Below are 15,366 nucleotides of genomic sequence, written 5' to 3'. Positions count from 1 at the left end.
TGGTGTTGGAGCGTGCAGTTTACTGAGAGTTGCTTTGCTGCGCGATGGGCGGCAGCAAAGAATCAGTGAGTACACCGCATACCCTGTGGGAGCGGCCTTGTGTCGCGAAAGGGCCGCAACGCGGCCCCAGGATTGATGCGCAACAGTTGAAATTGCCGGGGCTGCTTTGCAGCCCTTTCGCGACACAAGGCCGCTCCCACAGGGATCGCGCCAACTTTTTGGAATTTGAGCAAAACAGGTGCTCCCAGAGGGTACTTGCCAGCCACCGCGGTGCCTGCTTCGCGGGCTCGCCCGCTCCCACAATGGACCCGGGCATGCCCCTCATCTCTGTAATGACCGTCTAGAGTGGTACCCATACCCCCGAAAACGAGGTTCCATGGCTTTTCACCGCCTGACCCACACCCACCCGCGCCTGAGCATCGCCACTGTGGTCGGCCTGCTCGGCGCCTGGCTGATCCCTGCCGGCGACAGCGTTCAGCACATCCTCGCCGGCTGGAACCTTGGCGTGTGGCTTTACCTGCTGCTGGTGCTCTACCTGAGCTTGAGCGCCAATGCGGAAAAGGTGCGCAAGATCGCCCGTGTCGAAGACGAAAACGCCGGCCTGGTCCTGCTTACCGTGTGCATCGCCGCCATCGCCAGCCTCGCCGCCGTCACCTTGCAACTGGTGTCCAGCCGTGGCCTGCAAGGCACGGCGCTGGCCCTGCACTACCTCTATACCGGCCTGACCGTGGCTGGCTCCTGGCTGCTGATCGGCTGCATTTTCAGCCTGCACTACGCCCGGCTGTTCTATACCGGACAAAACCACGAACCGCCGCTGCGCTTCACCGATGGCGAACGCAACCCCGATTACTGGGACTTTCACTACTTTTCGTTCACCATCAGCATGGCCGTGCAAACCTCCGATGTGGGCGTCGCCGGGCGGGACCTGCGGCGGGTGGTGCTGGCGCATTCGCTGGTGGGGTTCGTTTTCAATACCGCGATTCTGGGGTTCACCATCAACATCGCTGCCGGGCTGCTTGGCTGATCGCACCGCTCGTCCGAAAACATCGCGCAGGAATGTCGATCAAAGTGGCAGAACCTGGCGGGTTATCTGCCGTCAACATGCCGGGAAAACGTTTGCCTTGCGGCCCTGCGCCAAATTCCCTCCATGACAAGGATGTGACCGCTGTCATGCATTAGCACATTTGTCGTATTTGCAGCCGAGAATGCTCCGTGGCAGGTGCTATGGTTACTTTCCCGGCGGCCGCATCGATGTGGCCACTCGCTCACCACGTCCAGGTACGGACAAGGAGGCTGGCATGAACAAGATGACGTTCCCCAACGCCTGCCAGGTGATGCGCTGGCATTTCCACCCGCTGGGCTTCGAAGCCAGCATGGATGCGCCGCGCAGCATGGTCGCGCGGCTGTTCGACCGCGCCACCGGCGAAACCCTGCTGGCGATTGCCGGCATCCCCTGCTCGGCGATCATGGCCGCCGCCGATGTAGAGCGCATCATCGAGGCCGTCGAGGCGGAGATGGATACCTTCATGCCCGCCTTCACCCTGCGCGACGCGGTCTAGCCCGCTGCGGTACTTTCCTGGCGCATGGCCTGCAACTTGCCCATGAACTGCTCGGCCGGCACCGGCTGGCCCAGCAGGTAGCCTTGCAGCGAATCGCAGCCCAGGCGGGTCAGGAAGTCCTGCTGCCTGTCAGTCTCCACCCCTTCGGCGACGATGCGCAGGCCCAGCGCCTGGCCCAGCGCCACGATTGCCGAAACGATCGCCGCATCGTCGCTGTCCTGCTCCAGGTCGCGCACGAAACCGCGGTCGATCTTCAGCTCGTTGGCCGGCAGGCGCTTGAGGTACATCAGGCTGGAATAGCCGGTGCCAAAGTCATCGATGGACAGGTCCACGCCCATGTCGGACAGCCGCTGCAGCACCGTCAGGCTGGCATCGGCGTCGTGCATGGCGGTGGTTTCGGTAATTTCCAGGGTCAGGCAGTTGGCCGGCAGGCTGTTCTGCTGCAGGGCCCGGGCCACGCTTTCGACCAGCCCGGCATGGCAGAACTGGATGGCAGACAGGTTCACCGCCATGCGCCAGCCGTGGTGCCCCTGGTCCAGCCACTGGCGCATCTGCCGGCAGGCCTCGATGAGCACCCATTCGCCAATGGGAATGATCAGGCCGGTCTTTTCCGCCAGGCCGATGAAACGGTCGGGCAGCAACAGGCCCTGCTGCGGGTGCTCCCAGCGCAGCAAGGCCTCGGCACCGATCGGCTGGCAATTCTGGGCGTCGAACTTGGGCTGGTAGTGCAGGCGGAACTGGCGCTGCTCCAGGGCCTGGCGCAGATCCTGCAGTAGCTGCAATTGCTGGCGGGCGTTGCTGTTCATCGACACGTCGAAGAAGCTGTAGCCATTCTTGCCGGCGCTCTTGGCGTGGTACATGGCGGCGTCGGCATTGCGCAACAGCTCGTGCTGGTCCTGGCCATTGCCCGGGTACAGGACGATGCCCAGGCTCGCCGTCAGCTGCAGGTCATGCTCGGCCACGCGGAACGGCCGTGATACCAGGTTGACCTGCTTGACCGCCACATCCATGGCATCGTTCGGCTCGCGCAGCTGCACCAGCAGCACGAATTCGTCGCCGCCGATGCGCGCCAGCGTGTCCTGGCTGTGCAGGTGCCCGCGCAGGCGTGTCGCCACTGCCTTGAGCAGCAAGTCGCCGACGTGGTGGCCGAAGGCATCGTTGACGGGCTTGAAGCCGTCCAGGTCGATGAACATCAGGGCAAAGCAGCCGCCCTGCTCCGCTACCTTGGCGATGGCCTGCTCGATGCGGTCGGCCAGCAAAGTACGGTTGGGCAGGTCGGTGAGGGTGTCGTGCAGGGCCAGCTGGGTCAGTTCCTGGTTGGCCAGGGTCAGCGAACGGGCCAGCTCGGCGGTGCGTGCCTCCAGGCGGGCGTCCAGCACCGAGGTGAGCAAGGCTACCGCCAGTACCGCCAGGGTGGTGATCAGCACCAGGTAGACCAGGCCGTCGCCTTGCAGGCCTCCCCCGGCCAGCGCACCGCAGAAGCTGCCTTCGGGGAAATTCGCCGCAGCCATGCCGGTGTAATGCATGCCGACGATGGCAAAGCCCATCACCACCGCCGCCAGGCCGCGAATCTGCCGGACATAAGGGGTGTGCGCGCGCAGCCGGAAGGCGATCCACAAGGCCGCTGCCGAGGCGCCCACGGCAATCAGCAGCGAGGCCCCAAACAGCGTCGGGTCATAGTCGATGCCCGGCAGCATGCGCAGCGCGGCCATGCCGGTGTAGTGCATGCAGGCGATGCCGGCGCCCATGATCAGCGCGCCAAACGCCAGCTGCTGCCACGGCAGGCTCGGCTGGCTGACCAGCCACAAGGCAAAGCCCGAGGACAACACGGCAATCAGCAGCGAGAACGCGGTCAGGGCAAGGTCGTAGCCCAGGTCGATGGGCAGGCTGAAGGCGAGCATGCCGATGAAGTGCATCGACCACACGCCGATGCCCATGGCCAGCGCGCCACCCCCCATCCACAGGCAGGCAGCCCGGCCTTTGGCCGTGGCAATGCGGCCGGTCAGGTCAAGGGCGGTATAGGACGCCAGGATCGCCACGCACAGCGAAATCAACACCAGCGAAGAGGAGTAGCTACCGGTCAGCATTGGGAGTTCCAGCGACGGGACGGGAGGCCCGGAAAAAGCTGACGATTGTACTCAAGCTTAGGCGAAACGCACGGGGTTTTTGCGAATGGGAATGGATCCAAAGCCCGCATGGGGCTGCTGCGCAGCCCATCGCCGGCAAGCCGGCTCCCACCTCGACCGCATCGACCTCAGGGCTTGCACAGTACCTGTGGGAGCCGGCTTGCCGGCGATGGGGCCGGTACAGCAATTCGCTGTACTAGAGGCCCAATCAATCCTGCTCGGCAAACGCCTGTTCCGCATCCCAACCACCACCCAGCGCGGCAACCAGCTGCACGCTTGCCACCAGGCGCCCCTGCAGCAGGTTCAACACACTGCGCTCGTTGCTCAGCGCCGTGGTCTGCACGTTGACCACATCCAGGTAGCCGATCAGCCCGGCGCGGTATTGGTTCTCGGTCAGGCGCAGCGACTCGCGCGCGGCATCCAGTGCCTCCTGGCGCACCACCGCCTCATCGCCATACACCTTCAACTGCACCAGCAGGTTTTCCACTTCCTTGAAGCCGTCGAGCACGGTCTGGCGGTACTGCGCCACGGTCTGGTCATACACCGCCACCGTACGGTCCACCTCGGCACTGCGCTTGCCAGCGTCGAACAAGGTCAGCGCCAGCTGCGGGCCCACCGACCAGTAGCGGTTGGGCAGTTCGATCCAGTTGCTGAAGCTGCTGCTGGAGTAACCGCCACTCATGCTCAGGCTCAGGTCCGGGAAGTACGCCGCCCGCGACACGCCGATGTTGGCGTTGGCAGCCATCACGTTGCGCTCGGCCGCAGCGATGTCCGGGCGTCGCTCCAGCAACTGCGAAGGCAAGGCCACCGGAATTTGCGGCAGCGCCGGAATGGCCTTGCTGTCGGCCAGGGCGAAGTCCGCCGGGGCCTTGCCCAGCAACACGGCAATGGCGTTCTCAAACTGCGCGCGCTGCCAGATCAGGTCGATCAGGTCGGCCTGGGTGCTCTTGAGCTGGGTACGCGCCTGGGCCACCGCATCCGGGCCGGCGACGCCGGCGCGGTACTGGTTTTCGTTCATCCGCAGGGAACGCTCATAAGCTGCCACGGTGGCTTCCAACAGGCGCTTCTGCTCGTCGATCACCCGCAACTGCAGGTAGTTCTGCACCAGTTCCGACTGCTGGCTGAGGCGGATCGAGGCCAGGTCGGCCAGGCTGGCTTCGGCACTGGCTTCGTTGGCATTGAGGGTTTCGCGCAGTTTGCCCCACAGGTCGATTTCCCAGCTGACGCCGAGCTGGGCGTTGTAGGTGTTGCGAATGCCGCTGCTGTTGTTGGACAGGCTCGAGCTGGAGCTGCCGGTGCCCTGGGCCGAGCGGTTCTTGCTGACGCTCAGGTCCAGGCTGGGGAACAGTGCCGCCCGGCTGCTGCGCACCAGCGCCTGGGCCTGGCGGTACTGGGCCTCCGATTGCGCCACGGTCTGGTTGCTGCGGTTGAGCTCTTCGACCAGCGCATTGAGCCCGGCATCGCCGTAGATTTCCCACCAGGCGCCGCGGGCGATGGCATCGGACGGCGTGGCCTGGGTCCAGCCTTCGGCGTGCTTGAACTGCGCCGTGCTGCTCAGCTCCGGGCGGTGGTAGTCCGGGCTCAGGGTGCAGGCGCTGAGCAAGGCGACGCACAACCCGGCGCCGAGCAGGCGCGAGCCACGCCCACGGGTCAGCGTCTGCAGGGCGCGGTGAAGTGGGGTCTGGGCAAAAGTCATAGCGGGGTTTCCAGGGCGGCGTCGGTGCGCACGCCACGCCAACGGTTGAAACGGTGACGCAGGCGGTCCAGGTACAGGTAGACCACCGGTGTCGTGTAAAGGGTGAGGATCTGGCTGAACACCAGGCCGCCAATGATGGTCAGGCCCAGTGGCTGGCGCATTTCCGCACCTTCGGCGCGGCTCAGCAGCAGCGGCAAGGCACCGAGGATGGCCGCCAGGGTAGTCATCAGGATCGGCCGCAGGCGCAGCAGGCAGGCCCGGCGGATCGACTCTTCCGGTGTCAGGCCCTGGTGGCGCTCCAGCTGCAAGGCCAGGTCGATCATCAGGATGGCGTTCTTCTTCACCACGCCGATCAGCAGGAACAGCCCCAGCAGCGAGATCAGGCTGAACTCGCCGCCGGTGACGTACAGCGCCAGCAAGGCACCGACGCCGGCCGAGGGCAGTGTCGAGAGGATGGTCAGCGGGTGAATGTAGCTTTCGTAGAGGATGCCCAGCACCAGGTAGACCAGCACCAGCGCGCCAAGGATCATCAGCGGCTGGCCTTCCTGGGTCTTGGCGAAGGCATCGGCGGTACCACCAAGCTTGGCGATCACTTCCTCGGGCAAGCCCAGCTTGGCCACCGCACGCTCCAGCGCCGCCATGGCCTGGTCGGGGCTGTAGCCTTCGGCGACGTCGAAGGCGATGCTTTCGGCGGCGAATTGGCCTTCGTGGCTGACCCGGTCGTTGGCCAGGCTGTTCTCGTAGTGGGCAATGGTCGAGAGCGGTACGCGGGCACCGTCGGCGGTAATCACCTGTACCTGCTCGAGGGTGCTCGGGTCCCAGGCGTACTTCGGGTTGATCTCCAGCACTACCTGGTACTGGTTGAGGCTGTCGTAGATGGTGGAGATCTGGCGCTGGCTGTAGGCGTTGTTCAGCACCGTGGTGACCATGTCCATGTCGATGCCCAGGCGCTTGGCCTGGTCGCGGTCGACCACCAGGGTCACCTGCTGGGTGCCGGCACCGTCGCGGGCGTCGATGGCCGTCAGTTGCGGCAGTGCACGCAGCGCCGCCACCACCTTCGGGAACCATTCGCGCAGGGCCGTCAGGTCACCGCTCTGCAGGGAGTACAGGTACTGCGAGGAGGTCTGGTCACGGCCCCCGCCGCCCAGTTGCAGGTCCTGGTCGGCCATCAGGAACAGGCGCCCGCCGGGTACCTTGGGCATTTCCTTGCGCAGGCGCTCGATCACCTTCTGCGCGTCGATCTTGCGCTCGTTGATCGGTTTCAGGCGCACCAGCACCATGGCGTTGTTGGTGCCGCTGTTGCCGCCGATGAAGCCGGCAACGCTCTGCACCGCCGGGTCGGCCAGCAAGGCGCGGCGGTAGATTTCCATTTTCGGCTGCATCACGCTGAACGACAGGCCGTCGTCGCCGCGGATGAAGCCCATCAGCTGGCCGGTGTCCTGCTGCGGCATCAGCGTTTTGGGCACCACCACGTACAGGGCGATGTTGATGCCGATGGTGGCCAGCAGGCTGATCAGCGTCAGGCGCTTGTGGCGCAAGGCCCAGCCCAGGCTGCGGTCATAGGCATCGACCATGCGCTGGTGCAGCTGGTCGCTCCAGCGCTGCAGGCGGTTCTGCTCGGCCTGGTGCGGCTTGAGCCAGCGGGCGCACAGCATCGGCGTGAGGGTCAGCGACACCACCAGCGACACGATGATCGCCGCCGCCAGGGTGATGGAGAACTCCTGGAACAGGTTGCGCACGATGCCGCCCATGAACAGGATGGAGACGAACACCGCCACCAGCGACACGTTCATCGACAGCAAGGTGAAGCCCACCTCCTTGGCACCCAGGAAGGCCGCCTTCATCGGCGGCTGGCCGTCCTCGATGTGCCGGGAGATGTTCTCCAGCACCACGATGGCGTCGTCCACCACCAGGCCGGTGGCAAGAATAAGCGCCATCAGCGACAGGTTGTTGAGCGAGAACCCGCACAGGTACATGACCGCGAAGGTGCCCACCAGCGACACCGGCACTGCCAGGCTGGGGATCAGCGAGGCCCGCAGGCTGCCGAGGAACAGGTAGACCACCAGGATCACCAGCACCACGGCGATCAGCAGGGTGTGCTCGGCTTCCTTGAGGGTTGCCTTGATCACTGGCGAGCGGTCCATGGCCACGTTCAGTTGCACGCTGGCCGGCAGCAGCGACTGCAGGGCCGGCAGCTGCGCCTTGATCTGGTCGACTGTTTCGATGATGTTGGCGCCGGTCTGGCGGTTGACCACCAGCAGCACCGCGCTCTGGTCATTGAAGAAGCCGCTGTTGTAGCGGTTCTCGACACCGTCGGTGATGGTCGCCACGTCGGACAGGCGCAGGATGGTGCCGTTCTGCTGGCGGATCACCACGGGCTCGTAGTCCTTGGCGCTTTCCAGCTGGTCGTTGGCACGCACCTGCCAGTTGCGCTCGGCGTCCTCGACAAAGCCCATCGGCCGGCGCTGGTTGGCGTTGGACACCGCAGTGCGCACTTCATCGAGCGACAGGCCGTACTGGTTGAGCAATTGCGGCTCCACGGCAATGCGCACTGCCGGCAACGAACTGCCGCCGATCTGCACCTCCCCTACCCCGGGCACCTGGGCCAGGCTCTGCGACAGGATGGTGTCGGCCAGGTCGTACAGCTGGCCCTTCTGCAGCACGTCCGAGGTCAGCGACAGCACCATGATCGGTGCCTGCGACGGGTTGATCTTCTTGTAGGTGGGCATGCTGCGCATACCGCTGGGCAGCAGGTTGCGGGTGGCGTTGATCGCCGCCTGCACCTCGCGCGCCGCACCGTCGATGTCGCGGCCCATCTCGAAGCCGATGATCACCCGTGTGGAGCCCTGGTTGGAGCTGCTGGTCAGGGTGGTCACGCCGGCAATGCTGCCCAGCTTGCGCTCCAGCGGCGTGGCCACGGTGGAGGCCATCACTTCCGGGCTGGCGCCGGACAGGTTGGCCGACACCACGATCACCGGGAAGTCCATTTGCGGCAGCGGCGCCACCGGCAGCAGGCCGAAGCTGACCCCGCCCAGCAGCATGATCGCCAGGCTCAACAGCATGGTCGCCACCGGGCGACGGATGAAAGGACCGGACAGGTTCATGCCTCGGCCTGCTTCACGTCAGTGGCCGGGCGCCAGCGGCGGGCCAGGCGGTCGAAGTACAGGTAGATGACCGGGGTGGTGAACAGCGTCAGCACCTGACTGACCAGCAGCCCGCCGACCATCACCAGGCCCAGCGGCTGGCGCAGCTCGGCGCCGGAACCGGTGGCGAGCATCAGCGGCACGGCGCCGAACAGCGCGGCCAGGGTGGTCATCAGGATCGGCCGGAAGCGCAGCAGCGCCGCCTGGTAGATGGCATCACGCGGGCTCATGCCCTGCTGGCGCTCGGCTTCGAGAGCGAAGTCGATCATCATGATCGCGTTCTTCTTGACGATGCCGATCAGCAGGATGATGCCGATGATGGCGATCATGCCCAGGTCGTTACCGCTGATGAGCAAGGCCAGCAAGGCGCCGACCGCCGCCGACGGCAGGGTCGAAAGAATGGTCACCGGGTGGATGTAGCTCTCGTACAGCACGCCCAGCACGATGTACATGGTCACCACCGCCGCCAGGATCAACAGCAAGGTGCTCGACAGCGATGCCTGGAAGGCTTCCGCCGCGCCCTGGAAGCGGGTTTGCACGCCCAGCGGCATGCCGATGTCCTTCTGCACCTGCTCGATCACCTGCACCGCCTCGCCCAGCGAAGCGCCGTGGGCCAGGTTGAACGACAAGGTCACCGCCGGGAACTGGCCAATGTGGGAAATGGCCAGCTGGGCCTGGCGCTGCTCGATGCGCGCCAGCGCCGACAGGCGCACCTGGCCGCCATCGGTGGCCTTGACGTGGATCGACTCCAGCGCCTGCGGGCCGATCACCGCCGCATCCTGCGACTGCAGCACCACGCGGTACTGGCTGGCCTGGGTGTAGATGGTCGAGATCTGGCGCTGGCCGAAGGCGTCGTACAGGGCGTTGGTGATCTGCGACACGCTGATGCCCAGGCGGCTGGCCATGTCGCGGTCGATCACCAGGTACACCTGCAGGCCCTTGTCCTGCAGGTCGCTGGCCACGTCGGCCAGTTCCGGGCGCTGCTGCAGCGCCTGCACCAGCTTGCCGCTCCACTGCGCCAGCAGGTCGGCGTCCGGCGACGACAGGCTGAACTGGTACTGGGTACGGCTGACCCGGTCTTCGATGCTCAGGTCCTGCACCGGCTGCATGAACAGGCGGATGCCCACCAGCCGGTCGAGTTGCGGCTGCAGGCGGTTGATCACCTCGCTGGCAGTGACATCACGCTCGCCATGGGGCTTGAGGTTGATCAGCAGGCGGCCGCTGTTGAGCGTGGCGTTGTCGCCATCGACACCGATGTAGGACGACAGGCTCTGCACCGCCGGGTCCTGCAGGATCACCTTGCTCAGGGCTTGCTGGCGTTCGCTCATGGCGGCGAACGAGGTGGACTGCGGCGCTTCGGAAATGCCCTGGATCACCCCGGTGTCCTGCACCGGGAAGAAGCCCTTGGGCACCACCATGTACAGGAATACGGTGAGCGCCAGGCTGGCCACGGCCACCAGCAGCGTCAGCGGCTGGCGCTTGAGTACCCACTGCAGGGCGCTGCCGTAGTGCCTGATCAGCCAGTCGATCCAGGCGCCACTGGCGCGGTAGAACCGGCCCTGTTCCTCTTCCTTGGGCTCACGCTTGAGCAGGCGCGCGCACATCATCGGCGTGAGGGTCAGCGATACCACCAGGGAAATCAGGATGGCCACCGCCAGGGTAATGGCGAACTCGCGGAACAGGCGGCCGACCACATCGGCCATGAACAGCAGCGGGATCAGTACCGCAATCAGCGAGAAGGTCAGCGAGATCAGGGTGAAGCCGATTTGCCGGGCGCCCTTGAGCGCAGCCTGCATGGGCGTTTCGCCCTCCTCGATGTGCCGGGAGATGTTCTCCAGCATGACGATGGCGTCGTCGACCACGAAACCGGTGGCGATGGTCAGGGCCATCAGCGTCAGGTTGTTGACCGAGAAGCCGGCCAGGTACATCACGCCGAAGGTGCCGATCAGCGACAACGGCACGGCGATCGACGGAATGAGGGTGGCACTGAAACGGCGCAGGAACACGAACGTGACCATAACCACCAGGGCGATGGCGATCAGCAGTTCGTGCTGCACGTCCTTGACCGCGGCGCGGATGGTCTGGGTGCGGTCGGTGAGTACCGAAACATCCAGGCCGGCCGGCAGGTTGTCGGTGATCGACGGCAGCAGGGCCTTGATGCGGTCGACCACTTCGATGACGTTGGCGCCCGGCTGGCGCTGGATGTTCAGCAGCACCGCATGGTTTTCATTGGCCCAGGCAGCCAGGCGCTCGTTTTCGGCGCCGTCGACGATTTCCGCGACGTCCTTCAGGCGCAGCGGTGCACCGTTGTTGTAGGCCAGGATCAGGTTGGCGTACTCCTCAGGAGAGCGCAGCTGGTCGTTGGCATCGAGCATCGACACCCGGGTCGGGCCGTCGAAGTTGCCCTTGGGCTGGTTGACGTTGGAGGCGCCGATCAGGGTGCGTACGTCCTCCAGGTTCAGGCCGTTGGCGGACAGGGCATCGACGTTGACCTTGATCCGCACCGCCTGGCGCTGGCCGCCGGCGATGCTGACCATGCCCACACCGCTGATCTGCGCGAGCTTCTGGGCCACGCGGGTATCGACCAGGTCGTTGAGCTTGGGCAGCGGCATGGTCTTGCTGGAGATGGCCAGGGTCAGCACCGGGGTGTCGGCCGGGTTGACCTTGTTGTACACCGGCGGCGCCGGCAGGTCGCTGGGCAGCAGGTTGCTGGCGGCGTTGATCGCGGCCTGCACCTGTTGCTCGGCAACGTCCATGTTCATGTCGAGGTTGAAGCGCAGGGTCAGCACCGAGGCGCCGCCGGAGCTGGTCGAAGCCATCTGCTCCAGGCCCGGCATCTGCCCGAACTGGCGTTCCAGCGGTGCGGTAACGGCGCTGGTCATGACCTGCGGGCTGGCACCGGGGTACAGGGTCATGACCCGGATGGTCGGGTAATCCACCTGCGGCAAGGCGGAAACCGGCAGCAGCTTGTAGGCGATCAGGCCGGCCAGGACGATGGCCAGCATGCTCAGCGTGGTGGCAACCGGCCGCAGGATGAACAGACGCGAGAGGTTCATGCGCCCGCCTTGCCTGCTGCGCTACCAGGCTGGGCTTTACCGGGCTGCACATCACCAGCGCTTGCCGAACCCTTGGCTTCCTGGCCTTGCAGGTGCTGGCCCGGGGTGGTCGGCACTTGCGAGCTGTCTTCGACCACTTCCACCTTGGTGCCTTCGCGCAGGCGGTCGGTGCCTTCCAGCACCAGGCGGTCGCCGGCCTTCAGGCCCTCGAGAATGACGCTGTTCTCGCCGTCGCTGGCGCCGACCTTGAGCTTGCGGATGTTGACCGTGTTCTGGTCATTGACCACGTAGGCGAAGGAGCCGTCGTTGCCGAACTGGATGGCCGCCGCCGGGGCCATGGTCACCTGCTTGAGGGTGTCGGCCAGCAGGCGCACGTTGACGAACTGGTTGGGGAACAGGGCCAGGTCCTTGTTCTCGAAGCGGCCCTTGAACTTGAGGGTGCCGGTGGTGGTGTCGATCTGGTTGTCGATGCTGCCCAGCACGCCGGTGGACTGCAGCTTGCTGTCACTGCGGTCCCAGGCCTCGACCGGCAGGCTGGCGCCGCTGCGGTAGCGTTCCAGCACGGTGCTCAACTCGGTTTCCGGCAAGGTGAAGGCAACGCTGATCGGCTCGGTCTGGGTGATCACCACCAGCGCGGTGGTGTCGTTGGCCGCCACCAGGTTGCCCAGGTCGAGCTGGCGCAGGCCCACGCGGCCATTGATCGGCGCGCGGATCTGGGTGAAATCGAGGTTCAGGCGGGCGTCGTTGACCTGCGCCTGGTTGGTCTTCACCAGCCCCTGGAACTGCGCCACCTGCGCTTCGGCGGTGTCCAGGGTTTGCTTGGCGATGCTGTCTTCGGCGTACAGGCCTTTATAGCGGGCCAGGTCGACCTGGGCGTTCTTCAGCTGCGCCTGGTTCTGCGCCAGGGTGCCTTCGGCCTGTTGCAGGGCGATGCGGTACGAGCGCGGGTCGATCTCGGCGAGCAGGTCGCCGGCCTTGACCTGCTGGCCTTCCTTGAAGTGGATCTTGACCAGCTCGCCAGCCACGCGGCTGCGCACGTTGACGGTGTTGGTCGCGGTGACGGTGCCCAGGGCCTTGTAGTACAGCGGGAAGTCGCCCACCCGCACCGGCTCGACGCGCACCGGCACCGGGTCGCTGGAGCCGCCGAAGCCCGGGCGACCGCCCATCATGCCCATGCCCTTGCCACCGCGCCCGCCACCGGCTTCTTTAGGCGCAGGCGCCGCTGCGGGCCACAGCCACCAGGCCAGTGCAGCCACCAGCAGCAGGATCAGCAGGCCTACGAGCCAGCGACGAGGGAAACGGGAATTGGACGCTTGCATGGGTTGAACGAACCTTGTTCGGAATGACGACTTGGGGAGGATGAACGATAAGCACTGGCATCGTTTTAGCAAAGCGCCTTTACCAGAGGTTTACCTTTGCCTGACGTTGCCAAGGGGTTGAACTTTAAATGAAAACGGCCCGGAACGCGTTCCGGGCCGTTTACAGGGTGTTGCTTGGAGCGGTGGCGGGCTGAAAGGTTTCGGTTGCCTGTGCCGGCCCCTTCGCGGGTAAACCCGCTCCCACAGGGATATCACAGCTTTTGAAACCTGTGCCGTACCTGTGGGAGCGGGTTTACCCGCGAAGAGGCCGGTACAGGACTCAGCCGACCTACCCCACAACCCTTACTTCAGCACAGCCAGCGCTGCATCGTAGTTCGGCTCGTCAGCAATTTCGCCAACCAGCTCGCTGTGCAGCACCTTGTCGTTTTCGTCCAGCACCACCACGGCACGGGCAGCCAGGCCGGCCAGCGGGCCATCGGCGATGGCCACGCCGTAGTTTTCGAGGAACTCGCGGCCACGCAGGGTCGACAGGTTCTTCACGTTGTCCAGGCCTTCGGCGCCGCAGAAGCGTGCCTGGGCGAACGGCAGGTCGGCGGAGATGCACAGCACCACGGTGTTGGCCACATCGTTGGCCTGGGCGTTGAACTTGCGCACGGAGGTAGCGCAGGTCGGGGTGTCGACGCTCGGGAAGATGTTCAGCACCTTGCGCTTGCCGGCGTAGTCTTTCAGCGACTTGTCAGCCAGGCCTTCACCTACCAGGGAGAAAGCCGGAGCCTGGGCGCCGGTTTTCGGCAGTTCGCCGTTGACCTGAACCGGGTTGCCTTTGAGAGTCACTTGAGCCATGACGAAATCCTTATGCGGGGTTTGAAAAGGACACTGAGTTAAGCATGAAGGCGGCCGGGTGCCTATGGGGGCAGGTGAAATTGTTCTGTTGCCGGACAATTCTTGTGGACAAAAAAATGCCCGGGTGGCAACAAGCGACCCGGGCATTACTGTTGCAGATGGCGTATCAGCCCAGCAGGCCGTATACCACCGAGGTCAGCGCAACCAGGCCGACTACCACCACGAACACGTTGGAGGCAGCACCGCTGTACTTGCGCATGGATGGCACGCGGCGAATGGCGTACATCGGCATCAGGAACAGCAGCACCGCGAGGATCGGGCCACCGAGCGACTCGATCATGCCGAGGATGCTTGGGTTGAGGGTGGCGACGATCCAGCACACCACCAGCATCAGCGCGGCGACCACGCGGTCCAGGGCCTTGGCGCTCGGGCGAGCACCGGCCTTGGTGATGATGCCTTTCAGGCCTTCGCTGGCGCCGATGTAGTGGCCGAGGAACGACTTGGCGATGGCCACGAAAGCAATCAGCGGTGCAGCGAACGCGATGGTCGGGTTGCTGAAGTGGTTGGCCAGGTAGGACAGGATCGACAGGTTCTGCGCCTTGGCCTCGGCCAGCTGGGCGCTGCTCAGGGTGAGCACGCAGCTGAACACGAAGAACAGCACCATCACCACCATCAGCAGGTGGGCACGGCGCAGGATCTGGCCGCTACGCTCATCGGCATGCTCGCCGTAGCGGCGCTTCTGGTCGACGGCAAAGGCGGAGATGATCGGCGAGTGGTTGAACGAGAACACCATCACCGGAATCGCCAGCCACAGGGTATGCAGGAAGGCCGAGGCCGGTGGCACCTGGGTGGCGCTGTCGAGAATGCCACCGGTCCAGTGCGGCACCAGGTACAGGCCCAGCAATGCCAGGGCGACGATGAACGGGTAGACCAGCAGGCTCATGACCTTGACCGTGGCCTGCTCCCCGCAGCGCACGATGGCCAGCAGGCCGAGGATCAGCACGAACGACAGGATGGCCCGTGGCGGCGGCTGCATGTGCAGCTGGTGCTCCATGAAGCTGGACACGGTGTTGGTCAGCGCCACGCTATAGATAAGCAGGATCGGGAAGATCGCGAAGAAGTACAGCACGGTGATCGAGGCGCCGGCGGTAATGCCGAAGTGCTCCTTGACCACCTCGGTGATATCGCCGTCATTGCGCCCGGAAAGGACGAAACGGGTCAGCCCGCGGTGAGCGAAATAGGTCATCGGGAAGGCCAGTATGGCCAGGATCAGCAACGGCCAGAAGCCGCCAAGGCCGGCGTTGATCGGCAGGAACAGGGTTCCGGCGCCGATCGCTGTGCCGAACAGGCCCAGCATCCAGGTGGTGTCGTGACGCGACCAGCTGCCGAGAGTGGCGGGGGTCGATTCTGCAAAGCGTTGTTCAACGCTTGGGGCCTGCTCATTCATTCCGGGTGAAGCTCCACTCGCAAGACTGCAACAGGCTGAGAATGGCGAAATAGACGTTTCGCCCAACTCAACCGAAAAAGGGAGCGCGATTGTGCACGGAAAGGTTGCACTTGCGAAGCCCTTTTCCGAGGAGCGGTTGCACTTGTCTTTACAAGCGGATTGCAACCAGAGGCTGCG

General features: G+C 64.9%; 9 protein-coding genes. 2 read left to right on the top strand and 7 right to left on the bottom strand.

Annotated elements, in window-relative coordinates:
* The first annotated feature begins 376 nt into the window (after positions 1–376).
* Both RYH74_RS07130 and RYH74_RS07125 read left to right on the top strand, forming a co-directional pair.
* Positions 377–1,024 carry a DUF1345 domain-containing protein gene (locus tag RYH74_RS07130; RefSeq protein ID WP_075045003.1) on the top strand — a complete coding sequence of 216 codons (648 nt, stop codon included), beginning with the start codon at positions 377–379 and terminating at the stop codon, positions 1,022–1,024.
* Between the two features lie 274 nt (positions 1,025–1,298).
* Positions 1,299–1,559 carry a DUF1652 domain-containing protein gene (locus RYH74_RS07125; protein WP_013972974.1) on the top strand — a complete coding sequence of 87 codons (261 nt, stop codon included), beginning with the start codon at positions 1,299–1,301 and terminating at the stop codon, positions 1,557–1,559.
* Here the strand turns inward: RYH74_RS07125 and RYH74_RS07120 are convergent.
* The 7 genes from RYH74_RS07120 to RYH74_RS07090 form a co-directional block, all read right to left on the bottom strand.
* Positions 1,556–3,646 carry a putative bifunctional diguanylate cyclase/phosphodiesterase gene (locus RYH74_RS07120; protein ID WP_286101752.1) on the bottom strand — a complete coding sequence of 697 codons (2,091 nt, stop codon included), beginning with the start codon at positions 3,644–3,646 and terminating at the stop codon, positions 1,556–1,558. The two genes, RYH74_RS07125 and RYH74_RS07120, sit on opposite strands and share 4 nt — an antisense overlap.
* Positions 3,647–3,893: 247 nt before the next feature.
* Positions 3,894–5,381 (bottom strand): efflux transporter outer membrane subunit, encoded by a 1,488-nt coding sequence (locus RYH74_RS07115; RefSeq protein WP_286101751.1) that lies wholly within the window; start codon positions 5,379–5,381, stop codon positions 3,894–3,896.
* Entirely contained in the window at positions 5,378–8,485 is a 3,108-nt protein-coding gene (locus RYH74_RS07110) for an efflux RND transporter permease subunit (RefSeq protein ID WP_085617032.1), read from the bottom strand. The genes RYH74_RS07115 and RYH74_RS07110 overlap by 4 nt, the downstream gene beginning before the upstream one ends.
* Positions 8,482–11,580, bottom strand: a complete 3,099-nt coding sequence (locus tag RYH74_RS07105; RefSeq protein ID WP_317409148.1) for an MdtB/MuxB family multidrug efflux RND transporter permease subunit — start codon at positions 11,578–11,580, stop codon at positions 8,482–8,484. The genes RYH74_RS07110 and RYH74_RS07105 overlap by 4 nt, the downstream gene beginning before the upstream one ends.
* Complete coding sequence (locus RYH74_RS07100; protein ID WP_317409147.1) at positions 11,577–12,899, bottom strand: MdtA/MuxA family multidrug efflux RND transporter periplasmic adaptor subunit; 1,323 nt, start codon at positions 12,897–12,899, stop codon at positions 11,577–11,579. The genes RYH74_RS07105 and RYH74_RS07100 overlap by 4 nt, the downstream gene beginning before the upstream one ends.
* A 342-nt stretch (positions 12,900–13,241) precedes the next feature.
* Positions 13,242–13,742 carry a thiol peroxidase gene (gene tpx, locus RYH74_RS07095; RefSeq protein ID WP_025338839.1) on the bottom strand — a complete coding sequence of 167 codons (501 nt, stop codon included), beginning with the start codon at positions 13,740–13,742 and terminating at the stop codon, positions 13,242–13,244.
* 166 nt (positions 13,743–13,908) lie between these two features.
* Entirely contained in the window at positions 13,909–15,189 is a 1,281-nt protein-coding gene (locus tag RYH74_RS07090) for a serine/threonine transporter (protein WP_025338838.1), read from the bottom strand.
* Between the last annotated feature and the right edge of the window lie 177 nt (positions 15,190–15,366).

The sequence above is a fragment of the Pseudomonas sp. LSJ-87 genome, assembly GCF_032971465.1.
Lineage (GTDB): Bacteria > Pseudomonadota > Gammaproteobacteria > Pseudomonadales > Pseudomonadaceae > Aquipseudomonas > Aquipseudomonas putida_Z.
This window is presented reverse-complemented; position numbering and strand designations above follow the sequence as displayed.

Excerpts from the sequence above, each read along its gene's own strand:
- RYH74_RS07120 (WP_286101752.1), bottom strand. The coding sequence starts at position 3,646 with ATGCTGACCGGTAGCTACTCCTCTTCGCTGGTGTTGATTTCGCTGTGC.
- RYH74_RS07110 (WP_085617032.1), bottom strand. The coding sequence starts at position 8,485 with ATGAACCTGTCCGGTCCTTTCATCCGTCGCCCGGTGGCGACCATGCTG.
- RYH74_RS07125 (WP_013972974.1), top strand. The coding sequence starts at position 1,299 with ATGAACAAGATGACGTTCCCCAACGCCTGCCAGGTGATGCGCTGGCAT.
- RYH74_RS07105 (WP_317409148.1), bottom strand. The coding sequence starts at position 11,580 with ATGAACCTCTCGCGTCTGTTCATCCTGCGGCCGGTTGCCACCACGCTG.
- RYH74_RS07100 (WP_317409147.1), bottom strand. The coding sequence starts at position 12,899 with ATGCAAGCGTCCAATTCCCGTTTCCCTCGTCGCTGGCTCGTAGGCCTG.
- RYH74_RS07130 (WP_075045003.1), top strand. The coding sequence starts at position 377 with ATGGCTTTTCACCGCCTGACCCACACCCACCCGCGCCTGAGCATCGCC.
- tpx (WP_025338839.1), bottom strand. The coding sequence starts at position 13,742 with ATGGCTCAAGTGACTCTCAAAGGCAACCCGGTTCAGGTCAACGGCGAA.
- RYH74_RS07115 (WP_286101751.1), bottom strand. The coding sequence starts at position 5,381 with ATGACTTTTGCCCAGACCCCACTTCACCGCGCCCTGCAGACGCTGACC.
- RYH74_RS07090 (WP_025338838.1), bottom strand. The coding sequence starts at position 15,189 with ATGAATGAGCAGGCCCCAAGCGTTGAACAACGCTTTGCAGAATCGACC.